Annotated in this window: 18 protein-coding genes and 1 pseudogene; 11 read left to right on the forward strand and 8 right to left on the reverse strand. The window is 46.4% G+C overall.

Annotated features, from left to right (window positions below):
* The coding region (locus FH968_RS08930) for an Ig-like domain-containing protein (protein WP_189389044.1) at nt 1-1638 on the forward strand (1638 nt) is incomplete at its 5' end.
* 347 nt (nt 1639-1985) lie between these two features.
* Here the strand turns inward: FH968_RS08930 and FH968_RS08935 are convergent.
* The 4 genes from FH968_RS08935 to FH968_RS08955 all read right to left on the reverse strand — a co-directional run bounded on the left by FH968_RS08935 (nt 1986) and on the right by FH968_RS08955 (nt 6725).
* The gene (locus tag FH968_RS08935) at nt 1986-2888 is read right to left on the reverse strand and encodes a LysR family transcriptional regulator (RefSeq protein ID WP_139878802.1); all 903 of its coding nucleotides are present in this window, start codon (nt 2886-2888) and stop codon (nt 1986-1988) included.
* Between the two features lie 535 nt (nt 2889-3423).
* Nucleotides 3424-4020 carry a LuxR family transcriptional regulator gene (locus FH968_RS08945; protein ID WP_139878803.1) on the reverse strand — a complete coding sequence of 199 codons (597 nt, stop codon included), beginning with the start codon at nt 4018-4020 and terminating at the stop codon, nt 3424-3426.
* Between the two features lie 857 nt (nt 4021-4877).
* Nucleotides 4878-5753, reverse strand: coding sequence for a LysR family transcriptional regulator (locus FH968_RS08950; protein ID WP_139878804.1), 876 nt, complete (start codon nt 5751-5753; stop codon nt 4878-4880).
* A 45-nt stretch (nt 5754-5798) separates the two neighbouring features.
* Nucleotides 5799-6725, reverse strand: coding sequence for a LysR family transcriptional regulator (locus tag FH968_RS08955; protein ID WP_139878806.1), 927 nt, complete (start codon nt 6723-6725; stop codon nt 5799-5801).
* A 740-nt stretch (nt 6726-7465) separates the two neighbouring features.
* On the opposite strand from FH968_RS08955, the pseudogene FH968_RS23850 reads away from it, so the two are divergent.
* Nucleotides 7466-7591 (forward strand): annotated as a pseudogene (locus FH968_RS23850) (hypothetical protein); the annotation flags it as partial.
* Nucleotides 7592-7651: 60 nt separating this feature from the next.
* Here the strand turns inward: FH968_RS23850 and FH968_RS08965 are convergent.
* Both FH968_RS08965 and acpH read right to left on the reverse strand, forming a co-directional pair.
* The gene (locus FH968_RS08965; protein ID WP_139878810.1) at nt 7652-8254 is read right to left on the reverse strand and encodes a peroxiredoxin C; all 603 of its coding nucleotides are present in this window, start codon (nt 8252-8254) and stop codon (nt 7652-7654) included.
* Nucleotides 8255-8454: 200 nt separating this feature from the next.
* Nucleotides 8455-9036, reverse strand: a complete 582-nt coding sequence (gene acpH / locus FH968_RS08970) for an ACP phosphodiesterase (protein WP_139878812.1) — start codon at nt 9034-9036, stop codon at nt 8455-8457.
* A gap of 103 nt (nt 9037-9139) precedes the next feature.
* Between acpH and queA the strand changes: the two genes are divergently transcribed.
* The 7 genes from queA to FH968_RS09005 all read left to right on the forward strand — a co-directional run bounded on the left by queA (nt 9140) and on the right by FH968_RS09005 (nt 15929).
* The gene (gene queA, locus FH968_RS08975; RefSeq protein ID WP_139878814.1) at nt 9140-10210 is read left to right on the forward strand and encodes a tRNA preQ1(34) S-adenosylmethionine ribosyltransferase-isomerase QueA; all 1071 of its coding nucleotides are present in this window, start codon (nt 9140-9142) and stop codon (nt 10208-10210) included.
* Nucleotides 10211-10291: 81 nt separating this feature from the next.
* A complete protein-coding gene (gene tgt, locus FH968_RS08980; protein ID WP_139878816.1) occupies nt 10292-11419 on the forward strand; it encodes a tRNA guanosine(34) transglycosylase Tgt in 1128 nt (375 codons plus the stop codon).
* A gap of 21 nt (nt 11420-11440) precedes the next feature.
* Nucleotides 11441-11773: a preprotein translocase subunit YajC gene (yajC, locus tag FH968_RS08985; protein ID WP_064556985.1), complete on the forward strand. Its 333-nt coding sequence runs from the start codon at nt 11441-11443 to the stop codon at nt 11771-11773.
* 27 nt (nt 11774-11800) lie between these two features.
* Entirely contained in the window at nt 11801-13648 is a 1848-nt protein-coding gene (gene secD / locus FH968_RS08990; RefSeq protein WP_139878818.1) for a protein translocase subunit SecD, read from the forward strand.
* Between the two features lie 10 nt (nt 13649-13658).
* Nucleotides 13659-14630 carry a protein translocase subunit SecF gene (gene secF / locus FH968_RS08995; RefSeq protein WP_139878820.1) on the forward strand — a complete coding sequence of 324 codons (972 nt, stop codon included), beginning with the start codon at nt 13659-13661 and terminating at the stop codon, nt 14628-14630.
* Between the two features lie 141 nt (nt 14631-14771).
* Entirely contained in the window at nt 14772-15137 is a 366-nt protein-coding gene (locus FH968_RS09000) for a VOC family protein (RefSeq protein WP_139879002.1), read from the forward strand.
* Between the two features lie 72 nt (nt 15138-15209).
* Nucleotides 15210-15929 carry a YafY family protein gene (locus FH968_RS09005; protein ID WP_139878821.1) on the forward strand — a complete coding sequence of 240 codons (720 nt, stop codon included), beginning with the start codon at nt 15210-15212 and terminating at the stop codon, nt 15927-15929.
* 32 nt (nt 15930-15961) lie between these two features.
* Here FH968_RS09005 and FH968_RS09010 read toward each other — a convergent pair whose 3' ends face one another.
* The gene (locus FH968_RS09010) at nt 15962-16846 is read right to left on the reverse strand and encodes a nucleoside-specific channel-forming protein Tsx (RefSeq protein WP_139878823.1); all 885 of its coding nucleotides are present in this window, start codon (nt 16844-16846) and stop codon (nt 15962-15964) included.
* A gap of 379 nt (nt 16847-17225) precedes the next feature.
* The gene (locus tag FH968_RS09015) at nt 17226-17786 is read right to left on the reverse strand and encodes a DUF3251 domain-containing protein (RefSeq protein ID WP_139878825.1); all 561 of its coding nucleotides are present in this window, start codon (nt 17784-17786) and stop codon (nt 17226-17228) included.
* A gap of 151 nt (nt 17787-17937) precedes the next feature.
* Here FH968_RS09015 and nrdR point away from each other — a divergent pair, with 151 nt between their 5' ends.
* The gene (nrdR, locus tag FH968_RS09020; RefSeq protein ID WP_139878827.1) at nt 17938-18387 is read left to right on the forward strand and encodes a transcriptional regulator NrdR; all 450 of its coding nucleotides are present in this window, start codon (nt 17938-17940) and stop codon (nt 18385-18387) included.
* Nucleotides 18388-18392: 5 nt separating this feature from the next.
* Nucleotides 18393-19508 (forward strand): bifunctional diaminohydroxyphosphoribosylaminopyrimidine deaminase/5-amino-6-(5-phosphoribosylamino)uracil reductase RibD, encoded by a 1116-nt coding sequence (gene ribD / locus FH968_RS09025; RefSeq protein ID WP_139878829.1) that lies wholly within the window; start codon nt 18393-18395, stop codon nt 19506-19508.
* Nucleotides 19509-19527: the final 19 nt, after the last annotated feature.

Here is a 19527-nt window from a genome sequence, read left to right on the forward strand (position 1 = left end):
ACCGATGCTCAGGGCGTGGCGAAAATGACGCTGACCAGCACAACGGCAGGCACCAGCACGGTGACGGCCAGCATAAACGGCAGCAGCCAGAGCGTGGCGGCGACCTTTGTGGCAGACGGCAGTACGGCGCAGATAGCCACCGGAAACCTGACGCTGACCACTGACGGCGCAGTCGCGAACGGCATGGACACGGATGAAGTGCAGGTGAAAATCACCGATGCGAACGGTAATCCGCTGGCAAATCAGACGGTGAGCTTTGCCGCCAGCAACGGTGCCACTGTGGGTGCCACACAAACGACCGATGCCGCCGGTATGGCAAAAATGACGCTGACTAGCACAACGGCGGGTACCAGTGATGTCACCGCCAGCATTAACGGCAGCAGCCAGAGCGTGACGGCGACCTTTGTGGCGGACAGCAGTACGGCGCTGATTACGGCTGGAAACATCGCGCTGACTATTGATGGTGCAGTCGCGAACGGTACGGCAACAGATGAAGTGCAGGTGACGGTAACGGATGCGAAAGGTAATCCGCTGGCAAATCAGACGGTGAACTTCAGTGCCAGTAACGGCGCGGTGATTGGCGCGACACAAACGACCGATGCTCAGGGCGTGGCGAAAATGACGCTGACCAGCACAGTGGCAGGCACCAGCACGGTGACCGCCAGCATTAACGGCAGCAGCCAGGGCGTGACGGCAAACTTTGTTGCGGATGTTTCTACCGCGACCATTGAGAACGGTGCGATGACAGTGGTGACCAACGATGCCATTACTGATGGTATCGCCACAAACAGTGTGAAAGTGATGGTGACAGATGCCAATGGCAACCCGCTGGCAGGCCAGACGGTGAGTTTAACCGCAGATAACGGCACTGTTGTAGGGACTATTGATCCAACCGCAGCAGATGGTTCAGTCACTGTATTGTTAACCAGCACTACCGCGGGCGGCGGAGCAAGCCAGATAACTGCGACCATCAATGGCCAAAGCCAGACGGCTCAGGTGGCATTTGTCGGGAATCCGGTGTTGCAGTCTGCAGGTTTTGATAACGGTCAAGTCTACTGGCCAGCCGGAGAAAATACCGGCAGCGTGACCCTGGTACTGACAGACAGCAATAATGGCAAACCTATACCAGACGCCGATGTGAGCCTGGCTGCGGATAACGGAGCAACCTTTATCTCCAGTGGATCCAGCGCCGCTTCAGCGACGACCGACATCGATGGTAAGGCAGTGATGACAGGTGTGTATCTCCCTAACACGGGACCAGCACAACTCAATACCTTTGCATTTAACCTGAACGCCACTTACCAGCAGGCTTCGGTTGATACAACGATTCAGGCAAGTGGGCTAATGTTGCTGACGAGTGCTGATGGGGCTACTGCGGGTAGTGGTCACGATGGGATGTGGATAATGTTGCGTGATGCTCAGGGTCATTTTGTGCCAAATACGAAGATGTATGTCTCAGTAGACGGTGGTGCGACCTGGGCGTATGGCGACAATGGAACCTCGGACCGCTCGACCACAAACAAAAACGGTACGGTATCGGCGAATATTTATTCCAGCACCGCGGGGGCAATTCATGTTCAGGCATCGATGAATGCCGATATGAGTAATGCGATTACGAGCACTGTAACCTTTAAGTAAATCTTTTACTGATTGACATTTTTCAATCTTAAAACGCCTGATAAATATCATCAGGCGTTTTTTCTTTTGCAATATTACAGTATTTACAATGTAAGTTAGGTGTTGTGAATAATGACCCGGAGATTCGAATTTCTTGGACTGGACCAGAATATGATCCATTTATCATCAGGAGTAACCGTCTTCAGGTCGGCTGCATTTTCTGGCAGTCGGCAGGTTTTTCTGGGTAATACCGGGTAACTGTGTATTGAGGGAATACTCGTTCGGTTTTACTAAGACGATAATTATGGAGCATCTGCCACAGCAGCATCGGTGGCATCATTCACGTTCAGGGATGCCGGTTTCATTATTTAATTATCCTCGCTAAATGATTTTTGAATAAATGAAACCAGGTTTTGGAATTTAGGGTTTCTGGCGTGAGAGTGGTGGTAATGCAGATAACACTCATAGCTCATTCTTAATTCAGATGGTGGTGTAATACATTTAACAGGGAAAATAGACTCTATTTTATGCCCTATCATCTTTGGCATAAATGCCAGGATGTCATTATAGGCACACAGTGTAATAATGCTTAAAGAACTATAGGATATAAGAGAGCACTTCTGTTCACGAAACATTTTCCCGAATGCCATCGACTGCTCGGCTTCATTCGTGAAAAAGTGCATGCCCCGGCCCCATATAACATGCCGCGCTTCGTTCCATTCATCTATTGTTATCGTATCTCTAATTGTCGGGTGGTCCTTTCTGACCATAATCCCAATATCACAGGAAAACAATTTCAGCTGATTTATTGAACGGTCGGAAGGTAGACGGGTACCGATATCAATATCCACTTCTTTATTCCGTAGGCTGATGAGTCTCTCTTCTTCTTTTGCCTCCTGCCGGACGAAATTTACTTTTGCGGGTAATTCAGGGCTGTTAAGTAAATCCATAGAAAGCAATAACTCAAGTAATGAGTAGGTCATGATAGAGAGAGTTCGTTCGTCTAGCGAACTCTCTGAGTCATTCATATTGAATTCATTAATAATATTCTGGTAACGCTGGCTGAGTTCCTGCGCAACAGTATCTGCTTCCATCCTACTACGGGTACGAATGAACAACGGCGATCCCGTCACTTTTCTTGCTTTATTAATCAGGTAGCTAATGGCTGCAGGTGTTACTTTGAGTATCTCTGCTGTCCGGGTGACACTACCACAGGTTATGAGAACATGAATGGCTCTGAGTACTTTGATATCCAGTTGGTTTATCGTCATCTTTTGTCCTTTAGGTTGTTATCCCTTATACACTTAATTCCGTTGCCTTGTTTCGCTCTGGTCGTGATAAAAGCCTGTCATAATACTACTGAAATAACCACAGGATTCTAAGCTGATCATTATTGCGTACCTGCACAGTATAGCGGGTTTCTTAACAATGTGTTCAGCGTGGCTCTCCTTGTGAATCATGGCATTAAGGCTGGATTTGTTAATTAATCTTTCGCGTTTTCTATATTGTTATATATCAGCCTGGGAATGACTATTGGTAACGGGCGGAGCAGGGGGAAACGTTGCTCGCAACCAGCCCGAATGACACGGCCATTGCCGGACATACGATAGCAACGGTGTCATTCTAGTGATCAATAATGTGAGGGAGTTTGAACGGGTGCAGGGACTGAGGCTGGGGGGAGAAAAATAACACTCGGGAGCAGGTCGCGTTACGCTAAATCTGCTGGGTTACCTACCTATAAATCCACCAGTTTTTGAGGATTATATTGGCAATGTATAAATTACTACGATAAGAAAAGTAATTTTGTTATATATTGAATGTTTCAAAAAGCCATATTTCTCTAATGAATTTCAATAAATTAACGTTGGTTGCTATACCAAGTTTTCGCATGACGTTGCGTTTATAAAGGCTGACTGTTTTTGTATTTACTTGAAAAGATTCTGCTATCTCATTTATTGGCATGCCTAACGCAATGCATGTCATGTACTGACGTTCACGCATAGAAAACTTCATGCCATTACTATATTTACATGCGTGAGGACTGCCTTGATTAATGTTCTTGGATATTACTTTTTCTATTTTATTTAACATGCCTTGCAAGCTTTCATCTTTGTCAAAAATACAGTGGTGATAATGAACGCACTCTTTGCAATGGAGTGGTTCATGATTAATATTCCTGGCGGCAATGTAAAATATTTTTTTGTGGCTATCCTTGGCTCTAAGTGAGATGTTTTTTTTAATGGCTAAAATAGAAAAATCTTGAATGATAACGTCTGCATCCTCTAATGAATCAATATACCTGTGATTTGTAGCATATCCAAATAGAGTGTCTAACCCAGTCTGGATCCCGAGAGTAAAAAACTCGTCATCATAGTCAATAGCGATAGATATCGATTTCTTCATAACATCCTCCAGAAAAAAGCTATGCAGTAATTATGATTTTTCGTTAAGTTTAAAAATCATAAGTAAAAGTTTAATGGTTGAGTTTAAATTTTCACATGTATCGTTTTTAATATATAAAACGAGGCGCATCTATAAAATAAAACACTTGCCTGCCTACTAATTTGTAGACTACTTTTAAGGAGAAATACAATCAAGTTGAATAATTAAAATATTCATTTTAATTTATTGAAATAATAGAGGTTTATTGGGAGTGAGCGGTGTTTTTACATGGTGGGTATATCGTATAAAATATTTACTCATGGTTTTTGTGAGTTACCATTTCATTCTTTCTGGAGTGTTGTCGTTAGCACTATGAACTCAGCGATAGTCAACGAAATCAATTTGTCGGTAGTATTGTTATGTTTAGGCATTCCTGTCATTTACCGGATTATGCTAATAACACATACCAATAGCTCAAGAGGACATATTTCATTCGCATTGAGCAAACACTTACTGGCCTGAACAAGGAGGCATTAAAAAATAGGGTGGCTTGTATAGAGTATATTTAAAAATTTATCTTGTTGCATTTAAATATAGTATAGAAATGCGCTCAAAGGCGCATAACATAAGATATTTACCAGATGATGGGTTGTTGTTTTAAGTGTTTTGTAAGATGTGTATAGAACGCCTGTAAAATAAGAGGTATGTAAATATAATCTATTGCATTTTATGTCGAAGGTAATACATTTAAGTTGAGTGTTTATTTTTAATGAATAAGGCGATAACAGAGTTAGTTAGAATGTCACAAAAAGAACCCGCTCAGGTGTTAATGACTAAACTGACTTCTCTTATCTATAGCGCCAGATACATAAGGTGAGTTATAAATTCTGTAGACGTTTTGAAATATCTTTCATTCCAAGGCGTTGTATTTTCCCCTGTAGCGATGGGTGATAATGAATATAACAGTTAAACTCCATTTCTAATCCATTTGGTAGATCAAAAGATTTGAGTGGAAAAATTGACGCCAGGGGTTTTATAAATATTTCGGGCATGATCATGATATGATCACTGGCTGAGCAAAGTTGCACAAGCGTCAAAAGATTGGCACTTTCACAAACTATATTTCTTTGTTTTAATAACATGTTTGCTGGCTCATACCCTTGAATATAATTATTCGTCGTACCAGAGTTTCTCTGCCAGAGAAGATGACTATTATTCTCCCAGTCACACTTCGTAAATTTATTTTTTATCGTCGAATGATCTTTTCTGGTCATTACACAAAATTTTGAATGAAGGAAGTGTGATCTATGGATTGATGCCCCTTCAGGAAGCATGCCCCCAATATCAATATCCACTTCACGCCTGCGTAACCGGGTTAAACGCCCATCTTCAGATAAATCCATCGTTTGGAAGTATGTGATAATATTATTAACGCCTTCAGGAAGGCTACTAAAGTACCATGACAAAAGCAATTCCAATGGTGAATATGTTGTCACCACCATTTTATCAAAACCACCACCTAGAGCACTAAGATTATGGTATCTTTCCTGAAGCACATAGGCATGTGGCTCGGGTATGAATCCTTTCCGAGTGAGGTTAAAGAGTTTATCTCCTGTCTTTAATCGAATTTTTTTGAGTATATAACTGATTGCAGAACTACTAATACCCAGACTTTCTGCTGCTAATGATGCCCTTTTTAGTTCAATAAGAGAGTTAACCACCTTCAGCTCTTTTACTGTTAAATCATCATTCATTTTTTAACCTTATTTTTAATACTCGATATGCCAGTAATATGAAATTTAGCTTTTATTTTCGTAATTATCTCTTGGATTTATTCGAGTCAATAAATTTGCCAATGTTTCAATTAATTCATGTTCTTCCCTTAGTTGCGAGTTGTAATTAAGAAAACAGTCATGAAGGATATCGAGTTCGGGTGGGGCGGGTACACATTTCACAGGGAAATGTTCTGTAAGCATTGGGATGAAATAGTCGGGTATCATCATAATATGATCAGTCTGCGAGCAGCACGCTATCATATTGATTAAACTGCATGAAACGATATTGGTGCTACCTTTTGCAATATGGTTATTTATCTCTACAGAATCAAGAATGCTCTTGCTGTAAAAGTCACAAATTTCTGACCACCGAATATGCTTCCCTTGGTACCAGTCGTCCAGGGTAAATTTATTACCAAATTGCGAATTGTTTTTCCCCATTAACACTGAAACACTTGAGGTGAATAGTCTGACGGATGTAATTTCTGGATCTGCTGGGAGCTTCGAGCCGATGTCTATATCGATACTACGATTTTTTAATTTATTCAATCGATGCTCAACATTTGACACAAAGGGTTTAAATTGATATCGCCAAGGTGGGGTAATTTCTCCGGGTCTAAAAAGAGTGTTTGTCAGCATCATTTGCATTACGGAAGTGGTATGACAATTGATGTGCTCTCTTATCTTTTCGACAGGTGCATCTGCTTTCATCTCGTAATTGTGTAAATATTCTTGATATCGTCGGCCTAGTTCAAGCGCTGTTGTATCTGGACGCATTCCAGACTTTGTTCTCGCAAAAAGATGCGATCCGCTAATTTTTCTCGCGATATTGAGATTGTAGCTTATTGTACCAGTAGACAGGCCTAGTTTCTTGGCCGTTTTGGTAACTGTTCCACAAGATATCAATGTATATATGATTCTCAGTACTTTCAATTCAATTTGAGTATGCATGTGCAGGTGTCGCTTATGTTCTATTCATTTGAGAGGCAATCTCTACCCAAACCATATACTGAAAACAGAAGTACTCCAGAGAGGGTTACCCTGGTGGATATAATGGGGGTTTGTTGTGTCTTATTATTGATATCAGTATGCTGCGCTAATAACAACTCTGAGCATTAAAGTTTAACGTCGCGCTATATAATAAATTCGAGTCAGAGCATACAGTTACGAATCAAATATAATTTTTTTAAAAACTAAAATTAAATTAATTAAAATTAACATTCTGGAAATTCAAAAAATGACAATTACGACTTCCCCTCTCATAAAATATATCAACATCTAAATGATTGAGAAATTATAAAAATAAAAAAAGAACTAAAGTCAAACTTTCTCATCAATACGCACGCTGCAAAGACTGATACCATGCCTGGGGTTATTCCTCATGAACCGGCAAGTGTGCGTTATTGTGAGTCCTGTGTTTGTGCTTGCGCGATAATGTGTCCCACTGATTTTTTGTCAGTGTGGCTCAGAACTCACTGTTTAATGACGCTGAAAACTCATCGCCAGAGTTGCTGGCAGCCTTGCTCCGCGAGCTGACCGGAAGGACCTGAAGTTACCCCCACTGGGTACTCGTGGACGACAATTTACTTGATGGCATCAGGGGTACTTAAAGCGGTATGCAATGTTTGGCGACAACACCAGTCTGTCGTGTGATGTTGCTCTGGAGTTGTGGACGGTTGGTGGCGCAGGGTCAACTGTGTCACGGGAGTTGTCACGTGCATGGGCACCAGCATGATGCGGCGCGTAAATCGGTTATTCCAGTTTCTGACGAAGGAGCATTCTGGGGTGTGATGGGGTGTTCTTGTTTTACTTTTTAACCGTAGGCCAAAAACAGAAAAGGCCGCTTTCGCGACCTTTTCTTCAAAACGTTTAAGCGATTACAGCTTAGAAACGTTTTCGCTCAGGTATTTAGCAACGCCGTCTGGAGACGCGTTCATACCTTCTTTACCTTTTTCCCACTGAGCTGGGCACACTTCGCCGTGCTCTTCGTGGAATTGCAGCGCATCAACCATACGCAGCATTTCATCAACGTTACGGCCCAGCGGCAGGTCGTTAACAACCTGGTGACGCACGATACCGGCTTTGTCGATCAGGAAAGAACCGCGCAGAGCAACGCCTGCATCTGGATGTTCGATGCCATAAGCTTTCTGAATTTCACGCTTAATGTCAGCAACCATCGCGTATTTCACTTCACCGATGCCGCCTTTATCAACAGGGGTCTTACGCCATGCGTTGTGAACGAATTCGGAGTCAAAAGATACGCCGACAACTTCTACGCCACGTTTCTGGAATTCTTCGTAACGCTTGTCGAACGCAATCAGTTCAGACGGGCACACGAAAGTGAAGTCCATTGGCCAGAAGAACACAACGGTGGTTTTACCATTGGTGTGTTCTTTGAAGTTGAAGTTATCAACGATTTCGCCACTGCCGAGTACGGCTGCAGCTGTAAAGTCAGGGGCTGGACGTGTAACCAGGACCATATGTACTCCTGTTAATTTTGTTAAAGTGAGTGTTAACGCAACGGGGGCAGTATAGGGGCGGAAATCCCTCTAACTCAAGCATGCTGCGCCGATTAATCAGATAGGATTTACCTATCAAAAAATGAATATTCACACAGCAGCGATCAAAAATAGCCCTTTTTTATAAAAGGGCAAGAATTTAATCGTCAGCCTGAGATCAGCTACAAATTCTTTTGTTCGGCCAACGTCATCATGCGTGGATAGAACTGCCAGAACAATACTTCAAGTGCGTCATAATGCGTATCAAGATCAATCCATGAGGCTCGCAAAGCATCGAGTTTTGGTCTACGGCTAGCCATGCCATTGAGAACATTAGCAATAAATGCCATGTCGCTATATCGCTCCAACCAGCGTTCATCCCACATGTATTGATTAAGGTTGATAAAGGGCTGTGGGGTATCCGGTATGAACGGTTCGATGTTCGCGCGTGCATGTGCCACAAATTCTGGAAGCGAGATGTTGGGGCTAAGAGTCTGCCAATGGCGTGAAACGAAGTGATCCCACATTACATCCAGCGTAATCGGTGCGACGCGACGAGTCTCTGGGCGAAACCACTGGCGTGCAATCGCCACTTCTGGCAAACCATCAGTCAGTACATCCACGCGACGGTGCATGCGAATACCCGCCACCACATCGCCAGAAAAGCTTTCATCCGGATTGCCACGGACAAAATCCGCCAACAAATTCCCCAGAAGTGAGCTGTCAGAAAGGCTTGCGAGATGTAAATGGGCGAGAAAATTCATAGTTACTTTGTCCGTTAATGGTTTTGCGGCGGCTTATTCCTTGCAGGGAAAGGCCCCTGGCACTAGACTGTAGCGCCTCTTTTTAAGTCTTGAGTTCTTTACCATGCGCGTTGCTGATTTCTCCTTTGAATTACCTGACTCCCTGATTGCTCACTATCCGCAGGCAAGCCGCAGTTCCTGCCGTTTGCTGTCGCTCGATGGGCCGACGGGCAAGCTTGCGCATGGCACTTTCACCGATTTGCTCGATAAGCTCAACCCTGGAGATTTGCTGGTCTTTAATAACACCCGAGTGATCCCAGCGCGCCTTTTTGGCCGTAAAGCAAGCGGTGGCAAGATTGAAGTGCTGGTCGAGCGCATGTTGGATGACAAACGCATCCTGGCCCATATCCGCGCTTCTAAAGCCCCGAAACCGGGTGCTGAATTATTGTTGGGCGATGATGAAAGCGTACATGCCACGATGGTTGCGCGCCACGATGCGCTGTTTGAAGTGCAGTTTGAAGATGAACGCAGCGTACTCGATATCTTAAATAGCATCGGCCATATGCCTCTGCCGCCGTATATCGACCGCCCTGATGAAGAGTCAGACCGCGAACTGTATCAAACAGTTTATAGCCAGAAGCCAGGTGCCGTTGCGGCTCCAACAGCGGGCCTGCATTTTGACGAGCCTCTGTTGGAAGCGCTACGCAACAAAGGAATTGAGCACGCGTTTGTTACGCTGCACGTTGGTGCAGGAACATTCCAGCCCGTGCGCGTAGATAGCATTGAAGACCACATCATGCATTCTGAATACGCGGAAGTGCCGCAAGAAGTAGTCGATGCAGTTTTAGCCTGTAAGGCGCGTGGTAATCGTGTTATTGCGGTGGGGACGACATCGGTTCGCTCGCTGGAAAGTGCAGCACAGGCAGCAAAAAATGACCTGATTGAACCTTTCTTTGGTGACACGCAGATCTTCATCTATCCAGGCTATCAGTACAAAGTGATTGATGCGTTGGTGACCAACTTCCACCTGCCAGAATCGACTCTGATCATGTTGGTATCTGCGTTTGCTGGTTATAAAAACACCATGAATGCTTATAAAGAAGCGGTAAGCTCCGAATATCGCTTTTTTAGTTACGGGGATGCGATGTATATCACGTACAATCCGCAGGCGATTAATGAGCGCCCAGGCGCGTAATCACTAAATTCTGCGCCGCCGGATAACCCGACGGCGTTTTTGTCTTAACCATCAGACTGTTTCTCTGATGCTGGAGGAAATGTGAAATTTGAATTAGATACCACTGACGGACGCGCTCGTCGTGGCCGCCTGGTGTTCGACCGCGGCGTAGTTGAAACGCCTGCTTTCATGCCTGTTGGCACTTACGGCACCGTAAAAGGGATGACGCCGGAAGAAGTTGAAGCCACTGGCGCGCAGATTATTCTGGGTAACACTTTCCATTTGTGGCTGCGTCCTGGTCAGGAAATCATGAAGCTGCATGGTGACTTACATGACTTCATGCAGTGGAAAGGCCCAATCCTGACCGACTCCGGCGGTTTCCAGGTATTCAGCCTCGGTGACATTCGTAAAATTACCGAAGCCGGTGTGCATTTCCGCAACCCAATCAATGGCGACGCGATTTTCCTCGATCCAGAAAAATCGATGGAAATTCAATACGATCTTGGCTCTGACATTGTGATGATCTTTGACGAATGTACGCCATATCCTGCTGACTGGGATTATGCGAAACGCTCAATGGAGATGTCTCTGCGTTGGGCTCAGCGTAGCCGCGATCGCTTTGATTCCCTTGAGAATAAAAATGCGCTGTTCGGCATTATTCAAGGTAGTGTTTACGAAGATTTACGTGATATCTCGGTAAAAGGTCTGGTAGATATTGGCTTTGATGGCTACGCTGTCGGCGGCCTGGCGGTAGGCGAACCGAAGGAAGACATGCACCGTATTCTGGAACATGTCTGCCCACAAATCCCGACCGACAAGCCTCGTTACCTGATGGGTGTAGGCAAACCGGAAGACCTGGTTGAAGGTGTTCGTCGCGGTATTGATATGTTCGACTGCGTTATGCCAACTCGTAATGCACGTAATGGTCACCTTTTCGTCACCGATGGCGTGGTGAAAATCCGTAATGCGAAGTATAAAGATGATACTTCTACGCTGGATTCTGAGTGTGATTGCTATACGTGTCGCAATTATTCACGTGCCTACTTGTATCATCTTGACCGTTGCAACGAAATACTCGGTGCGCGGCTCAACACTATTCATAACTTGCGCTATTACCAGCGTTTAATGGCAGGTTTACGCAAGGCCATTGAAGAGGGTAAATTAGAGCACTTCGTGAGTGATTTTTACGAGCGAATAGGTAAACCAGTTCCACCTTTGAATGTTGATTAATTTAATAATGAGGGATTTTTAATGAGCTTTATCATTTCTGATGCGGTTGCTGCAACAGGTGCTCCGTCGCAGGGTAGCCCGTATTCTTTGATTCTTATGCTGGTGGTTTTTGGTCTGATCTTCTATTTCATGATCTTGCGTCCACAGCAAAAACGTACCAAAGAACATAAAAAGCTGATGGACTCCATCTCTAAAGGGGATGAAGTGCTGACTACTGGTGGTCTGGTTGGTCGCGTAGTGAAAGTAGCTGAAACTGGCTACATCTCTATCGCGTTAAACGACACCACTGAAGTGGTTATCAAGCGTGATTTCGTAGCTGCCGTTCTGCCGAAAGGCACTATGAAGGCGCTGTAATATTCGTTTTTCCCTAAGGGAACTACCGTGCTAAACCGCTATCCTTTGTGGAAGTACATCATGCTGATCGTCGTGTTTATCGTCGGTCTGCTATACGCACTTCCCAACCTATATGGTGAGGATCCGGCAGTTCAGATCACTGGCGCGCGCGGCGTCGCCGCCAGTGAGCAAACGCTGATCCAGGTCCAGAACGTATTAAACGAAGATAAAATCACCGCTAAGTCTGTGGCCCTGGAAGAGGGTGCAATTCTTGCACGCTTTGACAGCACAGATACGCAACTGCGCGCTCGTGAAGCGCTGATGAGCGTGCTTGGCGACAAATATGTTGTGGCACTTAACCTTGCTCCGGCTACGCCTCGCTGGTTAACCGCTATTTCCGCACAGCCGATGAAACTCGGTCTTGATCTGCGTGGTGGCGTGCACTTCCTGATGGAAGTTGATATGGATACCGCTCTGGGTAAACTCCAGGAGCAGACCATTGATAACCTGCGTACCGACCTGCGCGATAAGGGCATTGTTTACACCAACGTACGTAAAGCTGATAACTATGGTGTAGACGTTGTCTTTCGTGACAGCAAAGCGCGTGATGACGCTATCTCTTATTTATCTCCACGCCATCGTGATCTGGTAATTTCCTCTCAGGGCAGCAACGCTATGCGTGCTGTAATGACGGATGCTCGCCTGAGCGAAGCGCGTGAATATGCTGTTCAACAGAACATCAATATCTTGCGTAACCGTGTAAACCAACTGGGTGTTGCTGAGCCTCTGGTACAGCGCCAGGGTGCGGATCGCATCGTCGTTGAACTGCCAGGTATTCAGGATACAGCGCGTGCAAAAGAGATTCTTGGCGCGACTGCAACACTTGAGTTCCGTTTGGTTAACACCAACGTTGATGCTTCTGCTGCGGCTTCCGGCCGTGTGCCAGGTGATTCCGAAGTGAAACAGACCCGTGAAGGTCAACCGGTTGTCCTGTACAAACGTGTGATTCTGACCGGTGACCATATCACTGACTCGACTTCCAGCACCGATGAATTCAACCAAGCTCAGGTGAACATTTCACTGGATAGCGCTGGCGGTAACATCATGTCTAACTTCACTAAGGACAATATCGGTAAACCGATGGCGACCTTGTTTGTGGAGTACAAAGACAGCGGTAAGAAAGATGCAACCGGTCGTGCAGTACTGATGAAAGAAGAAGAAGTTATCAACGTGGCAAACATTCAGTCACGCTTAGGTAACAGCTTCCGTATCACCGGTATCAGCAACCCAGCTGAAGCACGCCAGCTTTCTCTGCTGTTACGTGCAGGTGCATTGATTGCGCCAATTCAGATTGTTGAAGAACGTACTATCGGCCCAACTTTGGGTATGGAAAATATCCAGCAAGGTCTGGAAGCGTGTCTGGCAGGTCTGGCCGTTTCAATCCTGTTCATGCTGTTCTTCTATAAGAAGTTTGGTTTGATTGCGACTTCAGCATTGCTGGTTAACCTGGTAATGATTGTCGGGATTATGTCTCTGATACCAGGCGCGACATTGACCATGCCGGGGATTGCGGGGATCGTGCTAACCCTTGCCGTAGCCGTCGATGCCAACGTACTGATAAACGAACGTATTAAGGAAGAACTTAGTAACGGGCGTTCGGTGCAGCAGGCCATCCACGAAGGCTACCAGGGTGCGTTCAGCTCTATTTTCGATGCCAACATTACGACGCTTATCAAGGTCATCATCCTGTATGCCGTAGGCACCGGGGCAATTAAAGGCTTTGCGATCACGACCGGTATTGGTGTGGCGACGTCAATGTTTACCGCAATCGTCGGTACCCGTGCCATCGTAAACCTGTTGTACGGCGGCAAACGCATCAACAAGCTGTCTATCTGAGGAGTGCGTTGTGGCACAGGAATATACTGTTGAACAATTAAACCACGGCCGTAGAGTCTATGACTTTATGCGCTGGGACTTCTGGGCATTCGGTATTTCCGGACTCCTGTTGATCCTTTCCGTGATTATTATCGGTGTGAAAGGCTTCAACTGGGGTCTGGATTTCACCGGCGGTACGGTCATAGAAATCTCGCTGGAAAAACCAGCGGACTTGGACCAGATGCGTGAAGCATTGCAGAAAGCGGGTTTTGCTGATCCGCTGGTGCAAAACTTCGGTAGCAGCCGCGATATCATGGTGCGCATGCCACCTGCTCAAGGGGAAACCGGTGGGCAGGTTTTGGGTAGCAAAGTCGTTAGCGTGATTAACGACGCAACCCAGCAAAACGCGGCAGTAAAACGTATTGAATTTGTTGGCCCAAGTGTGGGTGCGGATTTGGCGCAGAATGGTGCGATGGCCTTGCTGGTCGCGCTGATTTCTATTCTGGTTTACGTCGGGTTCCGCTTTGAATGGCGTCTGGCTGCGGGTGTGGTTATCGCACTTGCGCACGACGTTATTATCACTATGGGCGTGCTGTCGTTGTTCCACATTGAAGTCGACTTAACTATCGTCGCCTCTTTGATGTCGGTTATCGGCTACTCGCTTAACGACAGTATCGTAGTATCTGACCGTATTCGTGAGAATTTCCGCAAGATTCGCCGCGGCACTCCTTACGAGATCTTCAACGTGTCGTTGACCCAGACGCTACACCGTACGTTGATCACTTCCGGTACCACTTTGGTTGTGATTCTGATGCTGTATCTGTTCGGTGGCGCGATGCTGAAAGGCTTCTCGTTGACGATGCTTATCGGTGTTTCCATCGGTACAGCTTCTTCTATCTACGTAGCGTCTGCATTGGCGCTGAAGCTGGGCATGAAGCGTGAGCACATGTTGCAGCAAAAAGTAGAAAAAGAAGGCGCGGATCAACCGTCAATTCTGCCTTAATAGTCAGGTCGTTTACTGATAATAAAAACCGCAGCCATGGTGCTGCGGTTTTTTTTCGTCTGAGGAAAAGTCTCCTGACAGTATGCTGTCAGGAGTGGCCAGGTAGACTCAATGATGAACATCACCATTGAGGCGTTAAACATGAACACTATCATCAATTGGTTTGAAATCCCGGTACAGGATCTGGAACGTGCGACGGCATTCTATGAGGCTGTTTTTACCACTAAATTTCATCGTGAAACGATGTCCGGCATGGAGATGGTAATCTTCCCACATGAAAAACCTCATCCTGGGGGAGCATTACTGAAAGCCGACACCTTTAAACCTTCTACGCAAGGTTCCGTGGTCTATCTGCATGCACCTGACTTGAACACCATGCTTGAGCGAGTGGTTAAAGCTGGCGGGGAATGTGTCTTTGGCCCGCAGGAACTTCCGGATGATATTGGTACTTTTGCACTTATCGTCGATAGTGAAGGGAACCGTGTTGGCTTACATCAACCTGCTTGAGTACGGATATATACTGAACGATAAACGCCTGCCGGTTAGTCCGGCAGGTAAAACTCCTGCGAAAATCATGCCATGAGCCGAAGAGCAGACCGCCTTTTTCAAATAGTACAGATCTTGCGTGGACGACGTTTGGCTACGGCAGCGCTGCTTGCCGAGCGGCTTGAAGTTTCTGAACGGACTATCTATCGCGATATTCGTGACCTTTCTCTCTCCGGTGTTCCCATTGAAGGGGAAGCGGGCTGCGGCTACCGTTTGTTGCCGGGTTACGATTTACCAGCCCTGATGTTTACGGCTGGCGAAGTTGAAGCGCTGGTGGCGGCGATACGCTTAGTACAGACATGGAGTGGTGAAACACTTGCGCAGGATGCCGGTACAGCTGAGGAAAAACTGATCGGAGTTTTGACTCCGCAGCGCCGTGCGGTGGCGGAGCGTTGCCGCATTCTTTCACCTGATTTTAATAAATATCCGCAGGTGAAAATTTGGTTTGATGTTTTTCACACCGCCATTGGCAAGCTTCAGGTACTTCATATCAGTTATGAAGATGAGAAGGGGCGAGTGTCGCGTAGGAACGTACATCCGTTAGGACTAACTTTTTGGGGCGAAGTTTGGTTGCTGGTGGCATGGTGTGAATCGCGTGAAGATTACCGCAGTTTTCGACTGGATCGTTGTTTGTCGGTGACTCCCACAGGGCAATATTTCTATGAACGGCCCGATCGTTCTCTGGCTGATTTCATTAAAGTGCAGAAAGATGAAGGCTGTTTACCTGAAACAAAAAAGCCGATCGGCAAATAGCAGATCGGCTTTTTTACTGATTCAGACGATTATCAGAAGTTGTAACCTACAACCAGATAACCACCCCAACCGGTAGAACGAACGCTGAAATCACCGTCACCGAAGTTCAGGCTAGCGTCGTCGGCCCACTGACCACCGTTGTGCCAGTAACGTGCAACCACTGCATAATGGAAGTGATCGTAGTTCAGAGACAGAATATGGCTGGAAGCGATGGAGTTGCTGGTGCGAGCATGTTTCCCGTTGTTATCGTAGAAATTGTCGTCGCCCAGATCTGAACCCCAGTCAAAGTTAGTGAAACCGATATAGCTCAGGTTACCGCCCCACAGGGAAGTAATTGGCACGAAGTATTTCACTTTGAAGCGGTAGCCATCCCACTCGTTTTCGTTGGATGCGCCATAGTTCTGCCACTGGTATTTCGCATACACGTTCATGGACAGGCTCATTGGCAGGCCAGTGTCGATGTCGGTACCCAGACCCATGTACCAGGTGCTCTGGCGGCCATCTTTGTTGTGACCCATATCGTAGATATAGTTGTTGGCAACATACCATTCTTTGAACGGACCGAAGGCCAGGCTGGTGTCGGTCAGTTTATCGATAGAGAAACGCGGTTCAATTTCCATAAACAATGGCGAACCGTTGTTCCAGATGCCTTTAGCGGTGCTGTTCCCACCGAAGAATACTGGCGCATCCATGTAACCATAGAAATCGAACCAGTCTTTCTTAGCAAATGCTTCGTATTCCAGGTAGGTATCGTTACGGATTTGTGGTCCGAAACGGGTGTGGTAGCTGCCCACAACGTTAACGCTTTGATGCCACCAATCAGAGAGGTATTCAGTATTTTTTACATCTTCGGCGTGAGCCGCGAAAGTGCCTGAAAGCGCCAGGACGGCGCTAGCCGCCAAAATAATTTTTTTCATATTTTATGCCACTGTTTTTACATGATTCCCGTGAGGGTAGGAGGTGAATGGTCACCTAACGTCATCAACCATTAAGTTGGTTTCTTATTGACGCGCCTATTATAGAAATCCTTGCTCACAAAAATATGTTTCATTTCACATTATCGCCAAGTGCGTAATCGATTGCGTTCACGTTTGCGCACATTAAAAACGGGCGAGATTCTACCTGCTTAATGAATTTAAGCAAATGGATGGTCAGTTGTTACAGATATATGTGATTAAGATCGCTAGATTTATTGGCTAGTAGAGTGTGTGTCCATCGCATTACATTCGATGAGTTGTAACAAAAATCGCAGATGTTACTGAGAGTTACCCCCGCAGGTGTGGGGGTAACTGGTTATTATCGGGCAGGTAATGCCTGAGAAGGGTCGACTGGTTGGATGTCGTGAATGCGCACAAAACCCAACTGCGTTGGCGAAAGAACTGAAAGTAGCAATGGAATGCTTATGTCACTCGGTGCTAATACACTCGCAGGGGCATTGAATTGCTGCGACTGTACGTTCACTTCTTGATAGTTATCTGTGGTGCCTTGAATTTGGCCCCATTCTACTTTGCCCGTGAAAGCTGGCAGCGGATCGTTGGACTCACCTTTGATAATTAGCATTGCGCGGCTACCATTCGCTTGCGCGGTAATACTACTCAAGGACATCTGTAAATTGCCAAGCTGGCTATTCAGTCGCGCTGGTGTTTTAGAACCGGGTAACAGATAAACACCGGTTGTTGATTTGGCGTTCAGCGCATTTTGCTGAGTCAGCTTGATGGTTTGGTCAGTGAGCTGTGTCATTTCTTTATTCAGTGAGCCCACTTCGCTACGCATTTGGTGCACCTCAGTTTGTTGGGCGCAGGCACTGAGGCTTACCAGGCTGGTAACCAGGAGAATTCTTAGGTAACTCTTTGTCATCGCTAATTTTTCCTTAAAGTATCTTCCTGATTTAAGCGTAGCTCTTCACTCATGAAAAGTCATATTTCTCGGGATGTGGTGGCGTTGCCTTTGTACTCCTGCCACTTCGCGGTAAACTATTGTTCAATTGAATAATCCTTCAGGACGCGCCATGCATTGCCCATTCTGTTTCGCAGTAGACACGAAAGTGATTGATTCCCGGCTTGTCGGCGAAGGATCATCCGTGCGTCGCCGCCGTCAGTGCCTGGTTTGTCATGAACGCTTCACGACTTTTGAAGTGGCTGAATTAGTTATGCCACGCGTAGTAAAAAGCAATGATGTTCGTGAACCGTTTAACGAAGACAAGATGCGTCGCGGTATTTTAAAAGCACTGGAAAAACGCCCGGTAAGTTCAGACGATGTAGAGATGGCGGTTAACCACATTAAATCCCAGCTACGTGGTACAGGTGAGCGCGAAGTACCCAGTAAAATGATCGGTAATTTGGTCATGGAACAGCTTAAAAAACTCGATAAAGTGGCTTATATCCGCTTTGCATCGGTGTATCGCAGCTTTGAAGATATCCGCGAATTTGGCGAAGAAATTGCCCGCTTACAGGACTAATGCCGATGACGCTTGATGAGAAATTTATGGCTCGCGCAATGCAACTGGCAAAGCGTGGCCGCTTCACTACCATGCCAAACCCGAATGTTGGCTGCGTAATTGCCAAAGATGGCGAAGTCGTCGGTGAAGGTTTTCACTTTCGTGCTGGAGAACCGCATGCGGAAGTACATGCTTTGCGCATGGCTGGGGAAAAAGCGCGTGGTGCAACGGCATATGTCACTCTGGAACCTTGCAGCCATCATGGACGTACGCCGCCTTGCTGTGATGCATTAATTGCCGCGGGTGTTACGCGTGTTGTTGCCGCAATGCAGGATCCGAATCCGCAAGTCGCAGGGCGTGGTTTGTACCGCCTGCAACAGGCTGGCCTTGAAGTAAGCCACGGCTTGATGATGAACGAAGCCGAGGCTATTAATCGCGGATTCCTGAAATGCATGCGCACCGCTTTCCCGTATATTCAGCTAAAGCTTGGGGCATCGCTGGATGGGCGAACCGCAATGGCGAGCGGCGAAAGCCAGTGGATTACTTCACCTGAATCACGACGTGATGTGCAGCGTTTGCGTGCGCAAAGTGCTGCGATTCTTAGCAGCAGCGCAACGGTTCTTGCAGATAACCCTTCATTAACTGTTCGTTGGAATGAATTAGACAGCCAGACTCAGACTGTTTACGCCGAAGAAAACTTACGTCAACCCACGCGCATTATTCTCGACCGCGAAAATCTGGTTACGCCGCAGCATAAAATTGTCGCGCAACCGGGGCAAACCTGGCTTGCACGCTGTAAGGCCGATGAGCAAACGTGGCCGGATGGTGTTGAGCAATTTATCGTGCCTGAACATAACGGACATCTTGATCTGGTCGTGATGATGATGTTGCTGGGTAAACGCCAGATAAACTCCATTTGGGTGGAAGCGGGCGCAACCCTTGGCGGCGCATTGCTTCAGGCGGGCCTGGTCGATGAACTGATTGTTTACGTAGCACCGAAATTATTGGGCAACGATGCGCGGGGTCTTTGTAACCTGCCAGGGCTTGAGAAATTAGCCGATGTGCCCGAATTTAGCTTTAGCGAAGTCCGCCAGGTAGGCCCGGATTTGTGCCTGCATTTGACGCCGCGATACGCCAGCTAGTAAAACGATCGCTGCCGCA

The sequence above is a fragment of the Buttiauxella sp. B2 genome (assembly GCF_006376615.1).
GTDB lineage: Bacteria > Pseudomonadota > Gammaproteobacteria > Enterobacterales > Enterobacteriaceae > Buttiauxella.

Coding starts and splice junctions, on each gene's coding strand:
- yajC (WP_064556985.1), top strand. CDS start 11,441: ATGAGCTTTATCATTTCTGATGCGGTTGCTGCAACAGGTGCTCCGTCG.
- acpH (WP_139878812.1), bottom strand. CDS start 9,036: ATGAATTTTCTCGCCCATTTACATCTCGCAAGCCTTTCTGACAGCTCA.
- FH968_RS08935 (WP_139878802.1), bottom strand. CDS start 2,888: ATGACGATAAACCAACTGGATATCAAAGTACTCAGAGCCATTCATGTT.
- FH968_RS09015 (WP_139878825.1), bottom strand. CDS start 17,786: ATGACAAAGAGTTACCTAAGAATTCTCCTGGTTACCAGCCTGGTAAGC.
- nrdR (WP_139878827.1), top strand. CDS start 17,938: ATGCATTGCCCATTCTGTTTCGCAGTAGACACGAAAGTGATTGATTCC.
- FH968_RS08945 (WP_139878803.1), bottom strand. CDS start 4,020: ATGAAGAAATCGATATCTATCGCTATTGACTATGATGACGAGTTTTTT.
- FH968_RS09010 (WP_139878823.1), bottom strand. CDS start 16,846: ATGAAAAAAATTATTTTGGCGGCTAGCGCCGTCCTGGCGCTTTCAGGC.
- queA (WP_139878814.1), top strand. CDS start 9,140: ATGCGCGTTGCTGATTTCTCCTTTGAATTACCTGACTCCCTGATTGCT.
- FH968_RS08955 (WP_139878806.1), bottom strand. CDS start 6,725: ATGCATACTCAAATTGAATTGAAAGTACTGAGAATCATATATACATTG.
- FH968_RS09000 (WP_139879002.1), top strand. CDS start 14,772: ATGAACACTATCATCAATTGGTTTGAAATCCCGGTACAGGATCTGGAA.
- ribD (WP_139878829.1), top strand. CDS start 18,393: ATGACGCTTGATGAGAAATTTATGGCTCGCGCAATGCAACTGGCAAAG.
- FH968_RS09005 (WP_139878821.1), top strand. CDS start 15,210: ATGAGCCGAAGAGCAGACCGCCTTTTTCAAATAGTACAGATCTTGCGT.
- FH968_RS08965 (WP_139878810.1), bottom strand. CDS start 8,254: ATGGTCCTGGTTACACGTCCAGCCCCTGACTTTACAGCTGCAGCCGTA.
- FH968_RS08950 (WP_139878804.1), bottom strand. CDS start 5,753: ATGAATGATGATTTAACAGTAAAAGAGCTGAAGGTGGTTAACTCTCTT.